Below are 14,076 nucleotides of genomic sequence, written 5' to 3' on the forward strand. Positions count from 1 at the left end.
GTCGGGCTATGATGTGCAACGCGTGCGGCAGGGTCTGAGCATGGAACAGGTTGATTGCATCGTTGCGGGCGCAGGCGTGATCGGTCTGGCGATTGCGCGCGCATTGGCAGCCAGGGGTCTCGAAACGCTGATCCTCGAAGCGGCGGACGCCATCGGCACCGAAACGAGTTCGCGCAATTCCGAAGTCATCCACGCCGGCATCTATTATCCGCAAGGCTCGCTGAAAGCCCGGCTGAGTGTGGCGGGACGCGACATGCTCTACCGCTATTGCACCGACCGCTCGATCCCGCACCGCCGCTGCGGCAAGCTGATCGTCGCGACCGATGAGGCGCAGGAACCTGTGCTGGCCACCATCCGCGCCAACGCCGCCGCCTGCGGCGTCGACGATCTGCGCTCCCTCTCCGCCACGGCGGCACAAGTGTTGGAACCGGCGCTGCATTGCACCGCGGCACTGCTCTCGCCCTCGACCGGCATTGTCGACAGCCACGGGCTGATGATTGCCCTGCTCGGCGATGCGGAGGCGAACGGCGCAATGCTCTCGCTCAACACCCGCATCGTCGCGGGCCGCGTCGAGACCGCCCGGATCGTGCTGCAGACGATCGACACGGAGAGCGGCCAGCAGTTCGAGATCGCAACATCGCGCCTCATCAACGCGGCCGGTCTCGGCGCCGTCGCCTTGGCAGGCTCGCTGGAAGGGTTTGGCCGGCCATTCCTGCCGACGCTTCGCTATGCCAAGGGCAATTACTTCTCGGTTGCCGGGCGCGCGCCCTTTTCACGTCTCGTCTATCCCGTGCCCGAGCCTGGCGGGCTCGGCGTCCATCTGACCCTCGACCTTGGCGGCACCGCCCGCTTCGGACCGGACGTGGAGTGGACGGATACAATCGACTATCGCGTCGATCCGGCGCGCGGCGACCGCTTCTACGCCGCGATCCGCAAATACTGGCCTGATCTGGCCGACGACAGCCTGCTGGCGGCCTATAGCGGCATCCGGCCGAAGCTGTCCGGTCCGGGCGACGCCAACAGCGACTTCGTGATCCAGGATGCCGCAACGCACGGCGTCGACAGCCTGGTCAACCTGTTCGGCATTGAAAGCCCGGGCCTGACCTCAAGCCTGGCGATAGCCGACCATGTGGCGCGTATCCTCACCTCTAAAATCACCCGAGGCGGCGGGCATGCCACTTCAGATGATCGTCCATGAAGGTCGAGATGAAGTTGTAGGAATGGTCGTAGCCTTCCTGCATGCGCAAGGTCAGATCGATGCCCGCCTTCTTGCAGGCCTCTTCGAGCAGCCATGGCCGAAGACCGTCCTGCAGGAAGCCGTCCTCGGTGCCTTGGTCGACGAGCAATTGCGGGAAGCGCTTGCCATCCTCGATCAGAAGCGTCGTGTCGTAGGCGCGCCAGCTTTTCTCGTCCGATCCGAGATACTTCTCGAAGGCCGGCCGCGACCAGCCTGCAGTGCTCGGCTGCACGATCGGCGCGAAAGCCGAGCAGCTTCGGTACCGCTGCGGATTCTTCAGCGCGATCGTCAGCGCGCCATGTCCGCCCATCGAATGGCCGAAGATGGCCTGGCGTGACATGTCGACCGGGAAGTTCGCGGCGACGAGCGCCGGCAATTCCTCCGTGACATAGGAGTACATGCGATAGTTCATCGCATATGGCTGCTCGGTCGCGTCGAGGTAAAAACCGGCGCCGCAGCCGAACTGCCAATTGTCCTTTTCATCGGGAACGTCGGGCCCGCGCGGGCTGGTGTCGGGACACACGATGACGAGCCCGAGCTCTGATGACAGGCGCCGGTACTCGCCCTTGTCCATGACGTTCGCGTGCGTGCAGGTAAGGCCCGACAAGTACCAGAGAACCGGAAGCCGACCATCGATGGCCTGGGGCGGGACGAAGACGGCAAAGTTCATATCGCAGGCACAAACCTCGGAGGCGTGCGAATAGATGCCCTGGATACCGCCATGCGATTTGGAGATGGAAACGACCTTCATCGGCTCTTGTCTCTCGTCAGGAAAATGCTGAGCCCGGCATAGCCGCCGACGCTTGCGCCCGCAACCTAATGCATGTCGCCCAAAAGTGCGCAGCGGTTTTGGGATAACGACATGCATCAAAACAAAGACTTAAAGCGCGTCGACTGAATCCGTTTCATCGCGACGCGCTTTAGCGCATCGACCCGGATGCGAATTTCAGACCGTGAATCGGGAACGGTAGTCTTGCGGCTTGACGGCGAGCAGGCGCATGAAGGCACGACGCATTGTTTCCTCGGAGCCGAAGCCGCAACGCTGCGCGATACGCTTGATCGGCAGGCGCGTCTCCGACAGTTGACGCCGTGCCGCCTCCACCCGCAGCCGCTCGATGGCGCGGACCGGAGTTTGCCCCGTCGCCTCCGCGTAGTGGCGGCTGAAACTACGCTCGCTCATGCCTGCCTTGTCTGCCAGGGCCGGCAGCGAAAGATCGTCGCCGAGATGATCGTTGATCCAATCATGAAGCGCGCCGAACCTGTCGTCGGCGGCTTGCAGGGCCAGGGCGGCGCTGAACTGCGCCTGTCCGCCGGAGCGTTTGAGGAAAACAACCATGTAGCGGGCCACGGCGAGCGCCATCGAGCAGCCGAGGTCTTCCTCCACCATCGCCAGCGCGAGGTCGATGCCCGCCGTCACCCCGGCAGAGGTCCAGACCGGACCGTCGCATATGAAGATCGGATCGGGCTCGACAAGCACGGCGGGAAAGCGCGCCGCCAGCCTGGCGCAATCCTTCCAATGGGTCACCGCGCGACGCCCGTCCAATAAGCCCGCGGCGGCAAGCAGGAAGGCACCGGTACAGACGGAAGCGACACGACGCGCCCGCTTCGCCCGCCGCCGCAGCCAATCGACGAGTGCAGGGTTCGCGGCGGCCGCCTCCACACCCTGCCCTCCAGCGACCAGCAGAGTATCCAGCGCGCCCCTGCCTTTGCCGAGCGCCGCCGCCGCCAGCACCACGCCGGCCGAGGACATGACGCCTTGGTCGCCCTGCGTCACGAGCTTGAGCCGGTATGGCGGAACGCCGCCGGCACTGGCGACGAAATCGTTGGCGGAGGCGAATACCTGAACCGGTCCGGTGACATCGAGCAACTGCACCGCCGGGAAGGTGAGCACTTCGATCACCCGGATCGGGTTTGGCGAGGAATGAGGGAGCTTTGGCATTTCCGCCAGATTATGCCCGGCCGGGTTCGCCTTGTCCACCGCACCGCTTTGGCGAGAACCGAGGGTTTATTGGCGCTCCCGCCAACAGGTCCGTTCCTAGATAAGTCATGGCAATCACACGCAAACATCAGCAAAAGGCACTTCGTCCATGGCAAAATTTCCCGTTCACACCATTGAAACCGCCCCCGAGGGGTCGAAGCCGGCGCTGCGCCAATTGCAGTCGGCTTTCGGTATGATTCCGAATATCGCCGGCGCCATGTCGACCTCGCCCGTTCTGATCAACAGCCTGGTCGCTTTGTTCGGGAATGTGCATGGCGGCAGCTTCACCGAAGCGCAGGTCCAGATCATTCTGCTCACCGACGCCGTGACCAACGCCTGCACATGGGCGGTCGCCTTCCACACGGCCCTGGCGCTCAAGGAAGGCATCGATCCGGCGGATGTCGAGGCCATTCGTGCGGGCCGTCTGCCGGCGGACGCAAAGGCCGCCGCGCTGTCGGATCTGGCAAAGACTATGATCGAAAAGCGCGGCCGGCTGAGCGACGAGGACGTTGATCGCTTCCTTAACGCCGGCTTCGGCGAGGATCACCTGCTTGAAGTGATCGCCGCGGTCGCCGCGTCCACGATCACCAACTACACCGGCAGCATCACGAAGCCCGCCCTGGAGGCTCCGTTCCAGCTGCACGCCTGGCAAGGCTGAGACAACGCCGAGGAAGGAGGAGCGACCGGTACAAGGAACGCCTTTTAGCTTTCCTTGTTTGAGGTGGCCCGCGCCGGGAGTAATAGTCGGTTCGGAATTGCGAGGAGGAGACGATGACGCTGAACTTCGACCCGAGGGCGAAGGCCGCCACGCTCTACCATGGCGAATTCCGGCCGATGCTCATCGGCGGCAAGTGGGTTGCAGCGCAGTCCGGCGAGGAGATGCAGGCGCTGAACCCGGCGACGGGCGAAGTGCTGGCCACGGTGCCGCGTGGCGGAGCCGCCGATGTGGATGCAGCGGTGGCGGCAGCGCGCGCGGCCTTCGAAGGCCCCTGGTCGAAATTCTCGCCTTATGAGCGGCAATGCGTGCTGCTGCGGATCGCCGACCTGTTCGAGAAGCATTGGGAGGAGCTCAGCGTCTCCGACACGCTCGACATGGGGCTGCCGATCGCGCGCACGCTGGCCAACCGGCGCCGGGTCATCGGCATGCTGCGCTTTTACGGCGGAATGGCGACCGCGCTGCATGGCGAGGCGATCGACAATTCCATCCCCGGCGAGATCGTCACCTTCACCCGGCGCGAGCCGGTCGGCGTCGTCGGAGCGATCATTCCCTGGAATGCACCGACCGCTGCCTCGGTCTGGAAAATCGCGCCGGCTTTGGCCACCGGCTGCACCATCGTGCTGAAGCCGTCGGAGGATGCGTCGCTGACGCCATTGCTGATCGCGCGGCTGATGCAGGAAGCGGGCCTCCCCGACGGCGTCGTCAACATCGTCACCGGAATCGGCGCCGAGGCTGGCGCGCGGCTCGCCGAGCATCCCGACGTCAACAAGATCGTCTTCACCGGCTCGACGCTGACAGGGCAAGCGATCGCGCGCGCCGGGGTCACCAACCTCAAGCGCGTTTCGCTCGAGCTCGGCGGGAAGTCGCCGATCATCGTCTGCCGCGACGCCGATATCGACAAGGCTGTTCCGGTCGCGGCGATGGCGGTGTTCGTGCATTCCGGCCAGATCTGCATCGCCGGCTCGCGCCTGTTCGTGGCGCGCGAAATCCACGACGAGTTCGTGCGCCGGGTCGCCGAATTTGCCGGCAAGCTGCGCATCGGCCACGGCATCGAGGCGGACACGGAAATCGGGCCGCTGATCAATGCAAGGCAGGCCGGCAAGGTGGAAGGTTTCATCAAGGCGGGCAGCGACGAAGGCGCCCGGCTGGTTGCCGGCGGCTCAAGGCTGACGGGCGAGCTTTACGACGGCGGCAACTTCATCGCGCCGACCGTCTTCGGCGCGGTGTCGGACAAGATGACCATCGCGCGGGAGGAGATATTCGGGCCGGTCATTTCGGCGATGCCCTTCGACACGCTGGACGAGGCCGTCGTGCGGGCCAACACAACGCCTTACGGCCTGGCGGCCGGCATCTTCACCACCAATCTCGGCACCGCGCACAAGCTCGCGCGGCGCGTCAAGGCCGGCTCGGTCTGGGTCAACATGTACCACGCCATCGACCCGGCGGTACCGTTCGGCGGCATGAAGATGTCCGGCTATGGCCGCGAAGGCGGCGTCGAGCATCTGCACGAATATCTCGAGACGAAGGCGGTCTGGATCCAGACCGACTGAGGCAACCGCGCTGGAAACGCCATCTTTTGTCCAATGGACGAAACTACGGAGGTTCAAGTTCCAGCGATCTTGGGAGCCAGGACGAAATCCCACTCGACGGACCAGAACGGAGCTTCGAAACCGAGCTCGCTCGCCTTTTCCCGATCGGTGACTTTCGTGAAATCGGCGATCAGCGAATCCTTCACGCCGAAGACGGCGTCCTCGGCTAGATAGCGGCAATCCGGCGCGAAGATGTGGGTGATGACGGGATCGTAGCCCGGCGCGCTGACAATGTAGTGCACATGGGCCGCGCGGTTGGGATGACGCCCCAGCGCGGCGAGCATCTTTCCGACCGGCCCGTCGTCGGGGATCGGGTAGTAGCGCGGCTTGACCGAACGGTACCAGTATTCGCCCTTCTCGTCGGTGGTGAAAACCCCACGCAGATTCCAGTCGGGCTGAACGTCCCTCTGCTGGACGTCGTAGAAGCCGTCGTCATTGGTCTGCCAGACGTCGATCAGCGCGCCTGGGATCGGCTTGCCGGCCGTGTCGAGCACACGCCCGCGCACCACCATCGGCTCGCCCTTGCCGTCAAGGCAGATGTTCGCGCCGTGCTCGTAACGTGGGGCTTCCGGCACATAGAACGGGCCAAGGATGGTGTTTTCGGTGGCGCCGTTCGGGCGCCGGTGATTGATGGCGTCGACGAGCATCGAAACCCCTAGCGTATCGGAAAGAAGGATGAACTCCTGCCGCCAGTCGGAGCACATCTTGCCGACCTCGGTGAGGAACCGAATGCCTTGCAGCCACTCCTCATGCGTCGGCTCGATCTCCTTGACGGCGGCACGCAGGTGTTTGACCAGCACGCCCATGACCTGTCGCAGGCGCGGATCGACATCCGGTCCCATGCGCGCGTTGACCACGTCGACCGAGGTCTCTTCCTCGAAATAGGGATATTTCGGTCGGGCGTCCGCGGTGCCTGTCATGGCGATAGCTCCTCCAGAGACGTTCGGGTTCTCAGGCCTGCGGCGGGTGGCCGGCATAGGCGCGGGCAATAAGAGCCCGGATCGGTTCCCGCTCCAGCGCCCGCGGGTTCCAGTAGGGATTGGCCAGCGCGCGGTCCGTCGCGATGTCTATCCCGTCGGGCGGCATGCCTATCTCCGACAGGGCGCGCCTGGCGCCTATCCGGCCCGCCAGATCATAGAGAGCCGTCGCGGGGTCGTTTGTCTTCAGCACGGCCCGCAGCGTTTCAATGACCGCCGGAACGGCGGGGGCGTTATAGGCCAGCGCGTGCGGCAGCACGACCGTATGGGTCTCCGCATGCGGCAGATCGAAACTGCCGCCGAGTGTGTGGCAAAGCTTATGGTGCAACGCCATGCCGACCGACCCAAGGCAGATGCCGCAGAGCCAGGCGCCATAGAGCGCGTCGCAGCGCGCATCGCGGTCATGCGGGTTCTGCGCGATGACCGGTAAGGCACCCACCAGTGCGCCCATGGCCTCGGCCGCCATGAGGTTGATCACTGGGTTGCTTTCCCTGGCATAGAGCGCCTCGACCGCATGGGCGATGGCGTTCATGCCGCTTGCGCCGGACAATAGCACAGGAAGCGTCATCGTCAGATCGACGTCGTAGATGACCACTTCCGGCAGCACCATCGGGCTCGATTGAGTAACCTTCACGCCATCCTTCGTCTCGCCGAGGATCGACGTCATTTCCGAGCCGGCATACGTTGTCGGCATCACGATCTGCGGCAGGTCGGTGCGCAATGCGATTGCCTTGGCGAGGCCCGTCGTGGAGCCTCCGCCGACCGCAACCAGCCCATCGGCCTGGAGTTCCGCCACGACTCGCAGCGCGTCCTCGGTGACGGAGACGGGCGTATGCATCGTCGCCCCGGCATAGACGCCGGCCGCTATGCTGCCGAGCGATCCGGCAAGACGCCGGGCATTGGTCTCTTGCGGCGGCGTTGCAAGCACAAGCACGCGTTTCAGCCCCAGTCGGTCGATCTCCCCCGGCAGCCTTGCGATCGTGCCCGATCCGAAGACGACGCGTGCCGGCTGGCTGTTGTAGACGAAGCTTTTCATTTGAGCCCCCGTCAGCCGCGATTGTCGACGCGCAGCAGGAAGGGATTGATGCTGACGCTTTGCCAGACATTGGCGGCATTGAACGGGTCGGCGGCGTTGAACGCCTTCACCTCCTCGAGGCTGTCCGCCGAAAAGACGAAGAGCGAGCCGATCATGGTTGCGCCGTCCGCCGCGACCAGCGGCCCGGAGATTACGGTCGCGACCGAACCAGCCGCAAGATAGATCTTGTGGGCATCATAATTGGCGAGCCGCCGCGGAAGCGCATCGGCATGGTCGAGACAGTGGACGGCAAAGAGCAAGATGGTCCTCCCGAGCTAGCGCGACGCTTCAGCGTTCGCTAAGTTCTACTCCTCCCTGCCGGAACTTAAATCGACTCCTGTCGAACAAAGTCGGTGAATTGGTCCAAAATGGACAGATGCCGTCGTGAAGGCTTTGCGACGAAGAGGCGCGCAAATGCACTGACCGACAGCGTGCGCGGTCGGGATTGTTCGCCACCGGAAGGCGGATATCGACCGGTTGCGTCGTGCGGTCGGGGACAAGCGAGCCGCGAGATCGCCGTGGTCTCAGGCGATCCTCTGCTCGAACTGTGCGATGTCCGCGCTTTTTCGCAGACCGGTCGCTACGACCGACACGCGGAACTTGCCCGCCAAGGCCTGGTCGAAGATGGCGCCGACGATGATGTCGGCATCGGCGTCGACTTCTTCCCGTATCCGTGTCGCAGCTTCGTCGACCTCGAACAGTGTCATGTCCATGCCGCCGCAGATCGACACGAGCAGGCCCCTGGCGCCCGACATCGAGGCCTCGTCGAGGAGCGGATTGGCGATCGCCGCCTCGGCCGCCGTTCTTGCGCGCCCCTCTCCGGAAGCCTCGCCGGTCCCCATCATCGCCCGGCCCATGTCCCGCATCACCGACTTCACGTCGGCGAAATCGAGATTGATCAGGCCTTCCTTGACGATGAGATCCGTGATGCAGCCGACACCGGCGTAGAGAACGCGGTCCGCCATGGCGAAGGCGTCGGCGAACGTGGTCCTGGCGTCGGCGACCCTGAAGAGGTTCTGGTTCGGGATGACGATCACGGTGTCGGCGCTCTCGCGAAGGCGCTCGATGCCTTCCTCGGCGGCCTGGGTCCTGCGCTTGCCTTCGAAGACGAAAGGCTTGGTGACGACGGCCACCGTCAAAATGCCGGCGTCGCGCGCGGCACGCGCAATCACGGGCGCTGCACCCGTCCCCGTGCCGCCGCCCATGCCGGCGGTGATGAAGCACATATGCGTTCCCGCCAGATGATCCATGATCTCGTCGAGGGATTCCTCGGCGGCAGCACTTCCGACCTGGGGTAAGGATCCGGCGCCCAGGCCCTCGGTGACATGCGCGCCCAGCTGGATCAGCCGCGACGACTTCGACATGGTGAGCGCCTGGGCGTCAGTGTTGGCGACGACGAACTCGACGCCCTGCAAGCCTTCGGCGATCATGTTGTTGACGGCGTTTCCGCCCGCGCCGCCGACCCCGACAACGGTGATCTTGGGTCTCATCTCCAGGATTTCCGGCTTGGCGGTCATTTTTCACATCTTTCTACGAAAGCGCCCGGCTGCCCCGCCGCACGATCATGCGGAACCGGAGCAACGAGCACACGAATCAGGCGATCCCCACCAAGTACAGGGAATCAGAGCCGGCGCTTCCCTGCAAGGTCCGCCGAGCATATGCAAGCGCGATGCCTAACAGTTCGGTTGTCCGGTCCTCCCATGTCGCGGATCGCGCTACTGCGTCACCGAGGTCGAGGTGCCCCAGGTGTCCGACAGCACATAGCCTTGCGGATAGGGATCCGTGGGATCGAGATAGTAATTGTGCTCGCCCGTGATCCACGCCCTGCCGGTGATCTGCGGAATGATCGCCTTGCGCCCGGCGACTTCGGCGAGTTCGAGTATCTTGCCGGTGAAGCGCGAGCCGATGATCGATTCATGGATCAGCACCTCGCCGGCCTTCATCAAGCCGCGGGCCTGCAGCACGGCCATGCGGGCCGAGGTGCCGGTTCCCGTCGGGCTGCGGTCCGAGCGTCCGGGCGAGACGATGCAGGTGTTGCGCGTGACATTGCCCGGCCCCTGGAACGGCATGGCGAACTGCACGATCGACACGCCGCGCACATTGTCGAACTGCGGATGGACGATATCGAATTGCTCGCGCGCAGCGCGGCGAACCTTCTCGCCCACCACAGCCAGCTCGCGCGCCTCGTCGGGAACGACCGAGAAGCCGAGCGCCTTGGCATCGACGATCGCGTAGAACATGCCGCCATAGGCGATATCGACCTTCAGCGTTCCGACCCCTTCCACCTCGATATTGGCGTCGAGGCGTTCGGCAAAGGCCGGCGCGTTGCGGAAGCTTATCGACAGGCATTTGCCGTCGCGACATTCGGCGTTGACCTCGATGACACCGCCCGGCATGTCGAGCTTGAAGCGCGTCTCGGGCTCCTGCATCGGCACCATGCCGGTCTCGAGCAGCACGGTGGCGACGCATATCGTGTTGGAGCCGGACATTGGCGGGTATTCCGTCGGCTCCATGATGATCGCTCCCGCGGCGCAATCCTCGCGCGTCGACGGCACCAGGAGATTGACGTGCCGCGCGACGCTGCCGCGCGGCTCGCAGATCAGCATGCGTCTTATATGGTCGTGGTCGCGTTCCATCGCGATCATCTTTTCCATCATCGTGCGGCCCGCCGGCGGCAGCACGCCGCCCACGATGACGTCGCCGATCTCACCTTCGGCATGACAGCCGACGACGCGAATGCTGGCTTTGGTACGCATGGTTACTCCCTGTGACCGCGACTATGCGCTTGGCAAGCGGTTCTTTGCGGGACAAACTGGCCAATCTGGGTGCCAGCCTCAAGGAGAATCCGAAATGACCGCCAATGTTTTTTCCGGCTGCATGCCGGCGCTGATGACGCCTTGCACCAATGACCGGCTTCCCGACTTCGACGCGCTGGTGCGCAAGGGTCGCGAGCTGATCGCCGCCGGCATGTCGGCTGTCGTCTATTGCGGTTCGATGGGCGACTGGCCGCTGCTGAGCGACGCGCAGCGCATGGAAGGCGTCGAGCGCCTAGTGAAGGCCGGCGTGCCGGTGATCGTGGGAACCGGCGCAGTCAACACCCCCAGTGCCGTGACCCACGCCGCGCATGCCCAGAAGGTCGGCGCACGGGGCCTGATGGTGATCCCGCGCGTGCTGTCGCGCGGGCCGTCGGTCACGGCGCAGCGCCATCACTTCAAGGCAATCCTTGCCGCCGCCCCCGATCTGCCGGCCGTCATCTACAACAGCCCCTATTACGGCTTCGCCACGCGCGCCGACCTTTTCTTCGCGCTGCGCGCCGAACATCCGAACCTGGTCGGCTTCAAGGAGTTCGGTGGCCCGTCGGACCTGCGCTACGCAGCGGAAAACATCACTAGCCGCGACGATGAGGTTGCGCTGATGATCGGCGTCGACACCGCCGTCTTCCACGGTTTCGTCAATTGCGGCGCCTCCGGCGCCATCACCGGCATCGGCAACGTGCTGCCCAAGGAAGTGCTGCATCTGGTTGGCCTCAGCCAGGCGGCGGCGAAGGGCGACGCCGAAGCGCGCCGGCTGGCGCTCGAGCTGGACGCCGCGTTCGCCGTGCTGTCCTCCTTCGACGAGGGCCCGGACCTGGTGCTCTATTTCAAGCACATGATGGTGCTCAAGGGTGACCCGGAATACAGGCTGCACTTCAACGACACCGACTCGCTGAGCGACAGCCAGCGCGGCTACGCCGAGCAGCAGCTCAAGCTGTTCGACACCTGGTACGCCCAGTGGTCAACGCAGCCCGTGATGGCAAGATACGCGGCCTGAGTCCATCGACCTGAGGCCGCCAGCCCGATCGAAACCTGGCGATTGGCGGCGGCCTTTGCCCTAGAGCAATTCCGGGAAAGTGTGAGCGGTTTAGGCTCGGCGACTTCGCCGTAGCCTTCCGTCCGGAATTGCGTCAAAACAAAGAGATAGAGCGGTTCGCCGTTTCCGTGAAACGGCGAAACACTCTAGGTCAGCTACCGAAAGGCAGGCTGGCTTTGATGAAGCGATGCCAGGCGCCGCCGAGCACAAGCGAGGTTTCAGCCTTGCCGAAGCCTGCCGAGAGAAGGCCTTCCGAAAGCCTGGAAAAATCGAGGTTCGATCCGAACCATGACGGCCGGGGCGGGAAGCTTGCCGCCGCCTGCATCTCGCGGGTCCAGCGGCCCTCCCGCATCCAGCGCACGACGCTGTCGGGCTGGTTCTGGCAAAGATCCGAGCCGATGCCGAGATGCTCCGCTCCCATGATTTCAGACGCTTCCGCGGCCATGTTCCCAAATTGATTCAGCGTCGTGTCCGAACCGTTCGGAAGATGCAGCGGGTAAAGGGAAAGGCCGAGCATTCCCTGTCTTTCGCGCAGCGCCCGGAGGACGGCCTTGGGCACATTGCGATTGCTGTCGCGGAGCCAGCGCGGATTGGCGTGGCTGATGACCACCGGCCGTTGCGAGAGCGCGATCGTTTCCAGCGCGGTCCGCTGGCCGGCATGCGACAGGTCGATGATCATGCCGAGGCGGTTCATTTCGGCAATCGCCTCGCGCCCCATCCGCGTTACGCCGCTGTCCTCCTCCTCCATCCAGCCGCAGCCGAGCAGCGACTGGTTGTTGTAGGTGAGCTGCATGAAGCGGATGCCGAGATCGAACAGCATTTCGATCAAACCGATGTCGTCCTCGATCGGCATCGGGTTCTGCAGCCCGAGAAAGATCGCCGTGCGGTTTGTGGCGCGGGCGCGCTCGATGTCGCCGCTGTCGCGCGCCAAAAGAATCAGGTCCTCATTGTCGCGGAAGCGCGTGCGCCAATCGACGAGATGGCGCACCGTCTCGCGGAAACCTTCATGATAGCCGACCGTGGCGTGGATCGCCGTCAGCCCGCCCTTGCGCATCTCCAGAAAAATCTCACGCGACCAGTTGCAATATTGCAGCCCGTCGATGAGCACTGGTGGCGTGTCGGCAGCGGTGGTCATTCGGCCGCGCCCGCATGGATGTAGGACGTCTTGGCCTGAGTGTAGAATTCCACCGCCGCGCGTCCTTGCTCGCGCGGACCGTAGCTCGAGGCGCGGACGCCGCCGAATGGCACATGATAATCGGTGCCGGCGGTCGCAAGGTTGACCATGACGCAGCCCGAGCGCGACGCACGGCGGAACTTCGTGGCGCGCGCGAGCGACCGGGTGGCGATGCCCGCCGTCAACCCGTATGGCGTATCGTTGGCGAGGAAAATCGCCTCGTCGAGATCCCCGGCGGTAAGGACGCAGGTGATCGGCGCGAACATTTCCTCCTGGTTGATGCGCATGAGCGAGCGGCCGTTGAGAAAAACGGCGGGCGCCATGTAGTGGCCCCGATGCGCCAGGTCGAGCGCCTCGCCGCCCGTCGCAAGCTCGGCGCCTTCGCTTTTACCGAGCGTCACATAGTCGAGATTGGCGGAGAGCTGCCCGGCGCTAACCACCGGCCCCATCTGCACGCCGGCCTCCAGGGCATGGCCGACCTTCAGCGCTTTAGTCTTGGCCAACAGCTTCTCGACGAAGGCGTCATGCACCGGCCGATGGACGATCATGCGGGAGGCCGCCGTGCATTTCTGGCCCGAACCGCCAAAGGCGCCGTTCACAGCAAGGTCGACCGCCCGGTCGAGGTCGGCGTCATCCATGACGACGAACGGATTCTTCGACCCCATTTCGAGCTGCAGCTTCACGAACCGTGTGGCAGCCAACGCCGCGATGCCGGAGCCGACGGCGCCGGAGCCGGTGAAGCTCAGCCCTTGTATGTCGGCATTCGCGGCGAGCTCGCGGCCGATCGTCGACCCCGATCCCATCACCAGGTTGAACAAGCCTTTCGGGATCGCCTGCCGGCTGATGATCTCGGTCAGCGCCCAGGCGCTGGCAGGCGTGACGCTGGCCGGTTTCCAGACCACCGCGTTGCCGAAAGCCAGCGCCGGCGCGATCTTCCAGGACGCGGTAGCGATCGGGAAATTCCAGGGCGATATGATCGCGACGACGCCGAGCGGCTCACGCTCGATCAGGACATCGACGCCGGCCCGGACGGACTCAGCCGAGGAGCCAAGATTGCGCAACGCCTCCGCGGCGAAATAGGTGAAGAACTGCCCGGCCCGATAGACCTCGCCGACGCCCTCGGCCAGGATCTTGCCCTCCTCGCGGGAAAGCAGTTCGCCAAGCTCCTTCGAGCGCGCCATTAGCTCGCGTCCGATGGTGTCGAGAACGGCGGCTCTGGATTCCAGGCCGGCCGCCGCCCACTCCCGCTGCGCGCCCTGAGCAGCCGCCACCGCATCGTGGATATCGGATGGCTGCGCCTGGGCAAAACGCCCGACAATGTCGGTCACGTCGGATGGATTGATATCCTCGATCCAGTCGGCGCCGTCGCGCCATTCGCCTGCAACGAAGTTCTGACCGTTCAGCATCGCGTTGACCTGCATCAATTCGGTTGACAACGACCTAACCAATGCTGTGAACTTCAATCAAGCTCAATTTTTG

General features: G+C 64.4%; 13 protein-coding genes. 4 read left to right on the plus strand and 9 right to left on the minus strand.

Features of this window, described 5'->3' with window-relative positions; genetic code table 11:
• The first annotated feature begins 40 nt into the window (after positions 1-40).
• Positions 41-1,198 (plus strand): NAD(P)/FAD-dependent oxidoreductase, encoded by a 1,158-nt coding sequence (locus tag RFM68_RS03710; protein ID WP_320231304.1) that lies wholly within the window; start codon positions 41-43, stop codon positions 1,196-1,198.
• Here the strand turns inward: RFM68_RS03710 and fghA are convergent.
• Both fghA and RFM68_RS03720 read right to left on the minus strand, forming a co-directional pair.
• Entirely contained in the window at positions 1,155-1,988 is an 834-nt protein-coding gene (gene fghA / locus RFM68_RS03715; protein ID WP_320231305.1) for an S-formylglutathione hydrolase, read from the minus strand. The genes RFM68_RS03710 and fghA overlap by 44 nt on opposite strands.
• A 195-nt stretch (positions 1,989-2,183) precedes the next feature.
• Positions 2,184-3,176: a GlxA family transcriptional regulator gene (locus RFM68_RS03720; RefSeq protein ID WP_320231306.1), complete on the minus strand. Its 993-nt coding sequence runs from the start codon at positions 3,174-3,176 to the stop codon at positions 2,184-2,186.
• 148 nt (positions 3,177-3,324) lie between these two features.
• Between RFM68_RS03720 and RFM68_RS03725 the strand changes: the two genes are divergently transcribed.
• Together RFM68_RS03725 and RFM68_RS03730 are read left to right on the plus strand one after the other, a co-directional pair.
• On the plus strand, positions 3,325-3,873 hold the full coding sequence (locus tag RFM68_RS03725) for a carboxymuconolactone decarboxylase family protein (protein ID WP_320231307.1): 549 nt from the start codon (positions 3,325-3,327) through the stop codon (positions 3,871-3,873).
• 113 nt (positions 3,874-3,986) lie between these two features.
• Entirely contained in the window at positions 3,987-5,483 is a 1,497-nt protein-coding gene (locus tag RFM68_RS03730) for an aldehyde dehydrogenase family protein (RefSeq protein WP_320231308.1), read from the plus strand.
• 53 nt (positions 5,484-5,536) lie between these two features.
• Here RFM68_RS03730 and RFM68_RS03735 read toward each other — a convergent pair whose 3' ends face one another.
• From RFM68_RS03735 to RFM68_RS03755, 5 genes are all read right to left on the minus strand, one after another.
• The gene (locus RFM68_RS03735) at positions 5,537-6,442 is read right to left on the minus strand and encodes an intradiol ring-cleavage dioxygenase (RefSeq protein WP_320231309.1); all 906 of its coding nucleotides are present in this window, start codon (positions 6,440-6,442) and stop codon (positions 5,537-5,539) included.
• A gap of 31 nt (positions 6,443-6,473) precedes the next feature.
• Complete coding sequence (locus RFM68_RS03740) at positions 6,474-7,535, minus strand: maleylacetate reductase (RefSeq protein WP_320231310.1); 1,062 nt, start codon at positions 7,533-7,535, stop codon at positions 6,474-6,476.
• Between the two features lie 11 nt (positions 7,536-7,546).
• A complete protein-coding gene (locus RFM68_RS03745) occupies positions 7,547-7,834 on the minus strand; it encodes a YciI family protein (protein WP_320231311.1) in 288 nt (95 codons plus the stop codon).
• A 264-nt stretch (positions 7,835-8,098) separates the two neighbouring features.
• Entirely contained in the window at positions 8,099-9,091 is a 993-nt protein-coding gene (gene ftsZ / locus RFM68_RS03750; RefSeq protein ID WP_320231312.1) for a cell division protein FtsZ, read from the minus strand.
• A 198-nt stretch (positions 9,092-9,289) separates the two neighbouring features.
• Positions 9,290-10,330, minus strand: coding sequence for a proline racemase family protein (locus RFM68_RS03755; protein ID WP_320231313.1), 1,041 nt, complete (start codon positions 10,328-10,330; stop codon positions 9,290-9,292).
• Positions 10,331-10,424: 94 nt separating this feature from the next.
• On the opposite strand from RFM68_RS03755, the gene RFM68_RS03760 reads away from it, so the two are divergent.
• Positions 10,425-11,384, plus strand: coding sequence for a dihydrodipicolinate synthase family protein (locus RFM68_RS03760; RefSeq protein WP_320231314.1), 960 nt, complete (start codon positions 10,425-10,427; stop codon positions 11,382-11,384).
• A 190-nt stretch (positions 11,385-11,574) separates the two neighbouring features.
• Here RFM68_RS03760 and RFM68_RS03765 read toward each other — a convergent pair whose 3' ends face one another.
• Positions 11,575-12,558: a membrane dipeptidase gene (locus RFM68_RS03765; protein WP_320231315.1), complete on the minus strand. Its 984-nt coding sequence runs from the start codon at positions 12,556-12,558 to the stop codon at positions 11,575-11,577.
• Entirely contained in the window at positions 12,555-14,033 is a 1,479-nt protein-coding gene (locus RFM68_RS03770; RefSeq protein WP_320231316.1) for an aldehyde dehydrogenase family protein, read from the minus strand. Before RFM68_RS03770 ends, RFM68_RS03765 begins: the two co-directional genes overlap by 4 nt.
• Positions 14,034-14,076: the final 43 nt, after the last annotated feature.

This window comes from Mesorhizobium montanum (genome assembly GCF_033977145.1).
Classification (GTDB): domain Bacteria; phylum Pseudomonadota; class Alphaproteobacteria; order Rhizobiales; family Rhizobiaceae; genus Mesorhizobium; species Mesorhizobium montanum.